Genomic DNA, 9,493 nt, shown 5'->3' with positions numbered 1-9,493 from the left:
GGTGGCGGAATGGTAGACGCGCACGTTTCAGGTGCGTGTGTCGAGAGGCATGCAGGTTCGAGTCCTGTTCTGGGCACATCATTGCGGAAATAGCTCAGTTGGTAGAGCACAACCTTGCCAAGGTTGGGGTCGCGAGTTCGAGTCTCGTTTTCCGCTCACGTTAGTTATTTTGGGTTTCATTGCGGCAATAGCTCAGTTGGTAGAGCACGACCTTGCCAAGGTCGGGGTCGCGAGTTCGAGTCTCGTTTGCCGCTCATAAGGAGAGATTGGGTTATCCCGGTCTCTCCTTTCGTTTTTATGTCTTAAGAGCCAGATATGGGTTCATCTGACCTCTTTCAGCTTTTCTTCCAATTGAAGAGCTGATATACCCAATTTAATAGCTTGCTCGTAGGCCTGACGTGCCTGGTGTTTCTTCTTTTGGCGGACATAAATGTCGCCCATCATCACATATACGTCAGCGTCATTCGGGTCAAGCTTTGCCGCAGCCTCAAGATCCAGCAAGGCCATATCGGTAAATTCCTGCTCCAGTTCCACATTGGCACGCATTTTCAAGAGTGATGCATCCTGCGGATATTCTTCCACCAACAGATTCAGGCGGTCACGGGCTGCAATGAACTTTCCTTCCTTCTGGTCAAGCATGGCAAGCCCGATACGGGCAGGCTTGTTTTTCGCATCCTTGCCCAATAAGACATTATAGTCGATACGCGCCTCCTTATACTGATGACGCTGCATGTAGATATAGGCGCGGAACAGGCGTGCTTCTTTCTCTTCGGGAATAAGGTCGATGACGTTGCAATAGTCAATGTATGCTTTTTCGAGCAAGCCTTTATCCAGATACAGTGCCGCACGGTTCAGAAGGATAGCCGTAGCGTATGGCGTGATATTCAACGCCATGGTATAGGCTTCGATGGCTTCGTCCGCCTTTCCCTGACGCTTCAAGACCGTGCCGAGGTTGGAAAAGAGCAAGGCGTTGCGGGCATTCTTGGGGTCGAGCTTCAAGGCTTCGCGGAAAAGCTGTTCGGCACGCACCAAACTGTCCTTCTGTGCACAAGCCATCGCTTCTTCCACCAGCTCGTTATAGTTTTGGGCATACAGTCCGAACGAGCACAGGCAGACACACGCTATGATAATCAGTCTTCGCATATTTAAGAAATTCTTTTGGGTAAAACGCAGATTAACGCAGATTTCCGCGGATTCTTTTTACCATGCAAAGATAAAAATAGAAAAAATACAATCTGCGGAAATCTGCGTTAATCTGCGTTTCAATCCGATAACTTTACGCTTCTTTAATATAATTCACAATCCATGCACCAACTTCTTTCGTACCATACTTAGCTCCGCCTTCTGCCTGGATTTCGGGCGTACGTACGCAAGCGTCCAGCGAAGCGTCTACGGCACGGCGTATCAGGGCACCCTCTTCCTTGCAGTCGAAGTATTCGAACAACATGGCTACGGAAAGGATTTGCGCCAACGGATTGGCTATGTTCAACCCCTTAGCCTGCGGCCACGAACCGTGAATGGGTTCGAACACCGGCGTGCTTTCGCCCGTAGATGCCGAAGGAAGCAGACCCATGGAGCCGCTGATGCAAGAACCTTCGTCGGTCAGGATATCGCCGAACGTATTCTCGGTCACCATGACATCGAAGAACTTCGGTTCCTGAATCATGCGCATTGCCGCATTGTCGACATACATATAGTCGGTGGTTACTTCGGGGTATTGAGGAGCCATCTCCTGGGCTATCTGACGCCACAAGCGTGACGATGCAAGCACATTCGCCTTATCGACTACCGTCAGGTGCTTGCGGCGCTTCATGGCATACTCAAAACCTACCTTCAGGATACGTTCGATTTCGGGACGGGTATAATAATTGGTGTCATACGCCTTATCGTTGTCCTGGTATTTCTCGCCGAAATACATGCCTCCGGTCAGCTCGCGGATGCAAAGGAAATCGGCACCGTCCACCAGTTCGGCACGCAAAGGAGACTTGTGCAACAAACATTTGAAGGTCTGCACCGGACGGATATTGGCAAACAGTCCCAGCTTCTTACGCATGGCAAGCAAGCCCTGCTCGGGACGTACCTTTGCCGTAGGGTCATTATCGAACTTGGGGTCGCCCACCGCCGAGAACAATACGGCATCGGCATCCTTGCATACCTGATAGGTTTCTTCCGGGAACGGGTCGCCCACCTTATCAATGGCATCTGCACCGCAGATAGCGTATTCGTAACTTACTTTATGTCCAAACTTCTCACAAACAGCCGTCATGACATCGACACCCTGAACAGAGATTTCAGGACCGATGCCGTCACCGGCTAATACTGCAATTTTAAATTCCATAGGTCTTCTTTTTTAGGTAACCAGGAAACCAGGTACCAGGTGACCAGGTTTAATATAGCATTTACAAAACTATTCAAGACCTAGTTAACTAGTACCTTGTCAACTGATTGTTATTCTTCAATTATATTCAACATTTTAATGGTCGCTTTGATTGCCGCTTCCGTCTGGTCGGCATCCAAACCGCGGGTACGGAACTCACGGTCCTCGTAATTCCACGTGATGACGGTCTGCACAAAGGCATCGGTACGTCCGCCGGGAGGAATGGTCACGGCATAATTGGTCAGCATCGGAAACTTGCGCTGCAACGTACCCTTATATATCTTGCGCAAGGCACGCACGAAAGCATCATACTGACCGTCGCCCGATGAACTTTCCTGATACACCTTGCCGTTGATTTCGATGCTGAGCGTAGCCATCGGCTTCAATCCTTGAGCAAGGGTGACGAAATAGCTCAACAGTTTCACCTTGTTTTGCGTTCCGTCGTGTTTCAGCACATCACTGATGATATAGGGCAAATCTTCCTGTGTCACCAGTTCTTTCCGGTCGCCCAATTCGATGATACGTTCGGTCACTTTCCGCATCGAATCTTCGTCCAGTTCCAAGCCCAGGCTTTCCAGATTCTTGCGAATATTCGCCTTGCCCGAAGTCTTTCCCAAAGCATACTCACGTACCCTGCCGAAACGTTCGGGAAGCAAATCGTTGCAATAAAGATTATTCTTATTATCTCCATCGGCATGCACGCCTGCCACCTGCGTGAAAACACTTTCGCCCACTATCGGCTTGTTGGCGGGAATGCTCATACCCGAATACGACTCGACCACCCGACTCACATCGTTCAGACGGCTTTCATCGATATTGGTCACGGCATGGAAATGATCTTTCAAAATCGCCTGCACACTGGCAAGGGGAGCATTGCCCGCCCGTTCGCCCAAACCGTTGATGGTGGTATGAAGTCCTTTCACCCCACTCAGCACAGCCGCCAGCACGTTGCTCACGGCAAGGTCGTAATCGTTGTGCGCATGAAAATCGAAGTGCAGGTCGGGATAACGTTTCTTCATCTTCCGCATATACTCAATGACCTGCAGCGGATTGAGAATGCCCAACGTATCGGGCAACATGAACCGACGGATACCGCAATCCTTTAAGCCGTCGACCAGCCCAAAGACATAAGCAGGCGAATCTTTCATGCCATTGCTCCAGTCCTCCAAGTACACGTTGACATCCAAATCCCGTTCGTGCGCATACGATACCACCGCCCGTATGTCCTCGATATGCTCGTCAAGAGTCTTCTTCAGCTGGTACGTGCAATGCTTCTCCGAGCCTTTCGTAAGCAAGTTAATGACCCTGCATCCAGCATCGTGAATCCAGTCGACCGACACGTGGCCGTCGACAAAACCCAACACTTCGACCCGCGGAAGCATGTTCCGCCGCGCCGCCCAGTCGCATATCATCCTTACCGCATTGAATTCCCCTTCAGACACCCGTGCCGAAGCGACTTCCACACGATCGACTTTCAAGTCCTCAAGCAGTAAGCGGGCAATCATTAATTTTTCATGGGGCACGAACGACACGCCATTGGTCTGCTCGCCATCGCGGAGCGTGGTGTCCATGATTTCTATTCTCGGATGATTTTCCATAAAACTTTTTTTTACTCGCCACAGATTACACAGATTTAATCTTTTATAAATGTCCGCATTTAGCCGGCAAGGAGTTAAGAAGCCAATACTTCTGTGCTATTGGCATTTAACTCCTGCCGAAGGCATAACTCCCTTCTAACTCCTTTTATCTATGAGGATATTCATTAATCTTTATCAATATTAATTATAAACAGAAAAAATCTGCGTAATCTGTGGTGAAAAATATAACGTGTTATCTGTGTTCTTCCTCGTAAGCCTCGATTTTATCCTTGTTTTCTACAAGGAAATCGATGTCGTCCAGCCCGTTCATCAGACAATGCTTCTTATAGGCATTGATTTCGAAGGTTTCCGACTTGCCTGTCGCCTTGTTGGTAATGGTCTGGGCAGGAAGGTTTACTTCTACTTCCGTCTTCGGGTCGGCAAAGATAGAGTCGAACAGTTCTTTCAGGAACCCTTCGCTGACCACCACCGGAAGCACGAAATTATTCAATTCGTTATTCTTGTGGATATCGGCAAAGAAACTGGATACTACTACACGGAAGCCGTAACCGGCAATCGCCCACGCCGCATGTTCGCGGCTGGAACCACTTCCGAAGTTCTTGCCTGCCACCAGGATTTGCCCACTATATGTCGGATTGTTCAATACAAAGTCTTTGTTCAGCGAACCGTCCGGATTGTATCTCCAATCGCGGAACAGGTTATCACCAAAGAATTTTTCATCGCGTGTAGTGGCCTTCAGGAAACGTGCCGGTATAATCTGGTCGGTATCTACATTTTCGAGCGGTAAAGGCACACAAGTGCTGGTAATTATATCAAATTTCTGTTTCATGTGTTCTTAGTTATTTAGTTTTTGAGTTCTTAAGTTTTGAGTTTTTCAATAAATTATGGGAAACTTATAAACTCACGAACTTACAAACTCAAAAACTTACATTAATGTTCTCGGATCTGTTATCACTCCCGTTACGGCTGCGGCGGCTGCGGTCAGCGGACTTGCCAACAACGTGCGTGAGCCAGGACCTTGACGGCCTTCGAAATTACGGTTGCTGGTAGATACGGCATATTTGCCTGCGGGAATCTTGTCATCGTTCATCGCCAGACAAGCCGAACATCCCGGCTGACGGATAGCAAAGCCTGCTTCCTCAAGCACTTTATCCAACCCCTCTTCACGGATTTGCGCATCCACCATCCACGAACCCGGCACAAGCCAAGCAGTAATGTTCTCCGCTTTCTTACGCCCTTTCACGATAGATGCAAAAGCACGGAAGTCTTCGATACGGCCGTTGGTGCAAGCGCCGAGGAACACGTAATCGACTTTCTTGCCCAGCAACGGTTCTCCCGGCTGGAAGCCCATATAATGCAGGGACTTTTCGAAAGACGCCTTCTCTACGTCACTCATTCCTTCCGTAACAGGAATGTGAGCGGTGATTGCCATCCCCATACCGGGATTGGTTCCGTAAGTAATCATCGGCTGGATATCGGCTGCATCGTAACGCACTTCTTTGTCGAACACCGCATCATCATCGCTCTTCAGGGTTTCCCAGTATGCGACAGCCTTGTCCCAATCTGCTCCCTTCGGCGCATATTCACGTCCTTTGATGTATTCGAAAGTCACTTCATCGGGAGCAATCATTCCACCACGGGCACCCATTTCGATAGATAAGTTACACAAAGTAAGACGTCCCTCCATCGTCAGGCTCCGAATCGCTTCGCCGGCATATTCTACGAAATATCCCGTAGCCCCGCTGGTGGTCATCTTCGACATCATGTAAAGGGCTACATCCTTAGCGGTCACGCCTTTGCCTAACTTGCCATCGATAGTGATGCGCATAGTTTTCGGACGTGCCTGCAAGATGCATTGAGAAGCCATGACCATTTCCACTTCGCTGGTGCCGATACCGAAAGCAACCGCTCCCATCGCACCGTGTGTAGAAGTATGCGAATCGCCACAGACAATCGTCATGCCTGGCAATGTCAGTCCCCGTTCGGGACCCACCACGTGAATAATGCCGTTCCGCTTGTCCATCATACCGAAGTGAGTCAATCCGAAATCGGCGGCATTCTTTGCCAATGCATCCACTTGCGCCTTCGAAACCGGGTCTTCGATAGGTTTGTCCTGGTCGTGTGTCGGCGTATTATGGTCGGGCATGCAATAAATCCGTTCCGGACGGAAGCATTTCAATCCCCGCGCCCGCATGCCGGCAAATGCCTGCGGACTGGTCACTTCGTGACAATAAAGGCGGTCGATGTACAATTGCGTGGGACCGTCTTCCACTTTCTGCACCACGTGTGCATCCCAAATCTTATCAAATAAAGTATTAGCCATACGTTTCAAATGTTATCTCGTTCCGTTATTTTCTGAATTTATTAATGCAGTCGATATACGCTTCCACTGAAGCCGCGATGATATCGGTATTGGCACCAAAGCCATAATACATCTGTCCGTCGTATTCCACTTGCATGTGTACCTTACCCACATCGTCACTCCCTTTACTGATTGCCTGAATGGTGAACTCTTTCAAGGTCATCTGACGTTTGATAATCTGTTTCACCGCCTTAATGGCAGCATCCACCGGCCCGTTACCGGTAGCGGCGGCCTCGAAATGCTCGCCCGAGATATTCAAGCCCAGGCTTGCCACCGAACGCACGCCTACCCCACTGGTCACCTGCAAGTATTCCAGCTTGATGTGATGATTCACATTGCGGTCGGCACCTGCAATCACCAGAATATCGTCATCGGTAATATCCTTCTTCTTGTCGGCAAGTTTCAGGAAATCCTCATACACCTTGTCCAGCTTCTCCTGATTCATTTCCACACCCAGCACATGCAAACGATGCTTCAATGCCGCACGTCCGCTCCGGGCAGTCAGTACAATCGCATTATCATCGATTCCCACGTCTTTCGGGTTAATGATTTCGTACGTCTGCACGTTCTTCAACACACCGTCCTGATGGATACCCGAAGAGTGTGCAAAGGCATTCCGTCCCACAATCGCCTTGTTAGGCTGCACGGGCATGTTCATCAGGCTGGAAACCATACGGCTGGTAGGATAAATCTTCTGGGTATTGATGTTGGTATCAATGTTCAGATGCTTGTGGCAACGCAAAATCATTGCCACTTCTTCGAGCGCTGTATTGCCGGCACGTTCTCCGATACCGTCGATGGTCACTTCCACCTGACGGGCTCCGTTCAACACACCGCTGATGGTATTGGCTGTAGCCATTCCCAAATCATTGTGGCAGTGGGTAGAAATGACAGCTTTGTCAATGCCGTCCACGTGGTCGACTAAATACTTGATTTTAGCCCCATACTCATCCGGCAGGCAATACCCCGTAGTATCGGGAATGTTCACCACCGTGGCTCCCGCCTTAATAACCGCTTCAACCACCCGTGCCAAGTATTCATTGTCGGTACGTCCGGCATCTTCGGCATAAAACTCCACATCGTCTACATAGCGGCGGGCATATTTCACGGCAGCCACCGCACGCTCGATGATTTCTTCACGCGTGGAGTTGAACTTGTACTTGATATGCGAGTCGGAAGTGCCTATACCCGTATGAATACGTTTATGCTTGGCATACTTCAAAGCTTCGGCTGCCACGTCAATATCTTTCTGCACGGCACGAGTCAACGCACAAATGGTAGGCCACGTAACCGCTTTTGATATCTCAATCACCGAATTAAAATCACCCGGACTGGAAACCGGGAATCCGGCTTCAATCACATCCACACCCAACGCTTCCAACTGTTTTGCCACCTGAATCTTTTCAACCGTATTCAACTGGCATCCGGGAACCTGTTCCCCGTCGCGCAAGGTCGTGTCAAAAATAAACAATCTTTCACTCATAGCATTTATTATCTTTAATCGTCATTCAAACAAAAAGCCTTTCGCACATAGAAGTGGGAAAGGCTTTACATATATCTTGTACCGTTATACATTTACGCACGCGCCTTGCTTCCCACTGGCTTCACCAATAGAATAATCAAACCGCATAGCAAAATATGTATAAACAATGCATTCATCTGTTTCTTTTTTTATTTTACGGATGCAAAGGTAGACATTATTTCGATAAAACAAAATAGAATGAAAGTTTTTTATCAAATTCAGCAACAATTTTACACATTTAAGCCTACTTTAAGCGCAATTCATACAGACAAGCATCCAATTCTTTGCTACTTCCCATGTGCTTTCCCATATCATCAGACAGTTTCACACATTCGCGCCACTCTTGGTTTACATTCATCTTGCAACGCGACAACTTCATCACGATATTAGAAGGAGTATAGCCTGTATCATTAGTCAGATTCGTTCCGATGCCAAAAGAACAACGGATTTTCCCCTGGCAATATTCAAAAATATGAAGCGCTTTCTCAAAATCCAGCGCATTGCTGAAAATAATGGTTTTCGTAGTAGGGTCAATCCCCAATTCCTTATACCGGGCAATCAGATGTTCTACAAACTCAAACTCGTCCCCGGAATCACACCGTACCCCATCGAACAGCTTGGCTTGCTTGCGGCTGAAATTCGAAAGGAAAGCATCTGACGTATATGTGTCCGACAAAGCTGTACCCAAATCGCCGTCATACACATTTACCCAATTCTCTAAAGCCATATAATTGGCATGCTTGTAACCGAATTGCGCACCATGAAACATAAACCATTCGTGCGGATGGGTCCCCATCGGAAGCAGGTTGTATTTCATGGCAAGAAAACAATTGGAAGTTCCCGTACAGTAGCGGGCATGTTCTTTCAAATAGGCAACGACTGTTTCATGTACATCAAACGAAAAACGGCGGCGGGTGCCAAATTCAGAAAAAGGCATGTGATGCGTATTAGACAAGCTGACTTTTCCAGACAAACGGGCTATGATGTCCTGACGGTCCGGTATACGGTTTAAGAACTGATTCTTTATTTCTGAAATAATCGCCAGCAAAGGCACTTCATACAGTGTTACCTTATATAATAAGTCCGTAACTTCCATGTGTAAATGGCGTTCTTCGTCCAAATACAAATGAATCTTATCCGGATCAAAACGAAAGGAAAAAAGCCATTCCCAATATACCCGGGGCAAGAACCGGCAATGCGAACACATGTACTCTAATTCTTCCTTACGCAAAGACACCAAAGCAAGATTATGAATCTCATTCTTCAAGGCATTCAAGAAACCCTCTGTGTATTCCGTATCATCGCGATCCTTGAAACTAAACGTTCCCATCGCATACGGAAACAATTTAATATAAGCATACGAGGTGGTAAACTTATACAAATCTGTATCCAAAACTGTCTTTATAACCATAACTTCCAATTTGGCATAAAGATACAATTTATTTCATTGTTCCGCAAGTTCACCTTAAATATTATATAGCCGATCTGAAATAAAAAAGAAATGCATAATCTCAAAAAGAGAAAGGGATCCTCCCCCGGACATCAGACCGGGGAAGGATCCCAAAACGGCGGCTACCTACTCTCCCACTGTTACGCAGTACCATCGGCGTGACGAAGCTTAACTTCTCTGTTCG

7 protein-coding genes and 2 tRNA genes are annotated in these 9,493 nt (G+C 47.9%); 2 read left to right on the top strand and 7 right to left on the bottom strand.

Features of this window, described 5'->3' with window-relative positions; genetic code table 11:
• The first annotated feature begins 83 nt into the window (after positions 1–83).
• Together H9625_RS08120 and H9625_RS08115 are read left to right on the top strand one after the other, a co-directional pair.
• Positions 84–156 (top strand) — tRNA-Gly (locus H9625_RS08120).
• 25 nt (positions 157–181) lie between these two features.
• A tRNA-Gly gene (locus H9625_RS08115) sits at positions 182–254 on the top strand.
• Between the two features lie 67 nt (positions 255–321).
• Here the strand turns inward: H9625_RS08115 and H9625_RS08110 are convergent.
• From H9625_RS08110 to pncB, 7 genes are all read right to left on the bottom strand, one after another.
• On the bottom strand, positions 322–1,143 hold the full coding sequence (locus tag H9625_RS08110) for a tetratricopeptide repeat protein (RefSeq protein ID WP_087396979.1): 822 nt from the start codon (positions 1,141–1,143) through the stop codon (positions 322–324).
• Between the two features lie 133 nt (positions 1,144–1,276).
• The gene (gene leuB / locus H9625_RS08105) at positions 1,277–2,338 is read right to left on the bottom strand and encodes a 3-isopropylmalate dehydrogenase (RefSeq protein ID WP_013618801.1); all 1,062 of its coding nucleotides are present in this window, start codon (positions 2,336–2,338) and stop codon (positions 1,277–1,279) included.
• Between the two features lie 110 nt (positions 2,339–2,448).
• Complete coding sequence (locus tag H9625_RS08100) at positions 2,449–3,975, bottom strand: alpha-isopropylmalate synthase regulatory domain-containing protein (protein WP_191763827.1); 1,527 nt, start codon at positions 3,973–3,975, stop codon at positions 2,449–2,451.
• A 232-nt stretch (positions 3,976–4,207) separates the two neighbouring features.
• Complete coding sequence (gene leuD, locus H9625_RS08095; RefSeq protein ID WP_087250812.1) at positions 4,208–4,804, bottom strand: 3-isopropylmalate dehydratase small subunit; 597 nt, start codon at positions 4,802–4,804, stop codon at positions 4,208–4,210.
• 96 nt (positions 4,805–4,900) lie between these two features.
• Positions 4,901–6,298, bottom strand: a complete 1,398-nt coding sequence (leuC, locus tag H9625_RS08090; protein WP_191763825.1) for a 3-isopropylmalate dehydratase large subunit — start codon at positions 6,296–6,298, stop codon at positions 4,901–4,903.
• A 25-nt stretch (positions 6,299–6,323) separates the two neighbouring features.
• Entirely contained in the window at positions 6,324–7,820 is a 1,497-nt protein-coding gene (locus tag H9625_RS08085; RefSeq protein WP_013618797.1) for a 2-isopropylmalate synthase, read from the bottom strand.
• A 283-nt stretch (positions 7,821–8,103) separates the two neighbouring features.
• Entirely contained in the window at positions 8,104–9,270 is a 1,167-nt protein-coding gene (gene pncB / locus H9625_RS08080) for a nicotinate phosphoribosyltransferase (protein ID WP_087212658.1), read from the bottom strand.
• Between the last annotated feature and the right edge of the window lie 223 nt (positions 9,271–9,493).

The organism is Phocaeicola intestinalis (genome assembly GCF_014837065.1).
In the GTDB taxonomy this organism is placed as follows: domain Bacteria; phylum Bacteroidota; class Bacteroidia; order Bacteroidales; family Bacteroidaceae; genus Phocaeicola; species Phocaeicola intestinalis.
The sequence above is the reverse complement of the archived record's forward strand: the minus strand, read 5'-3'. Positions and strand labels throughout refer to the sequence as shown.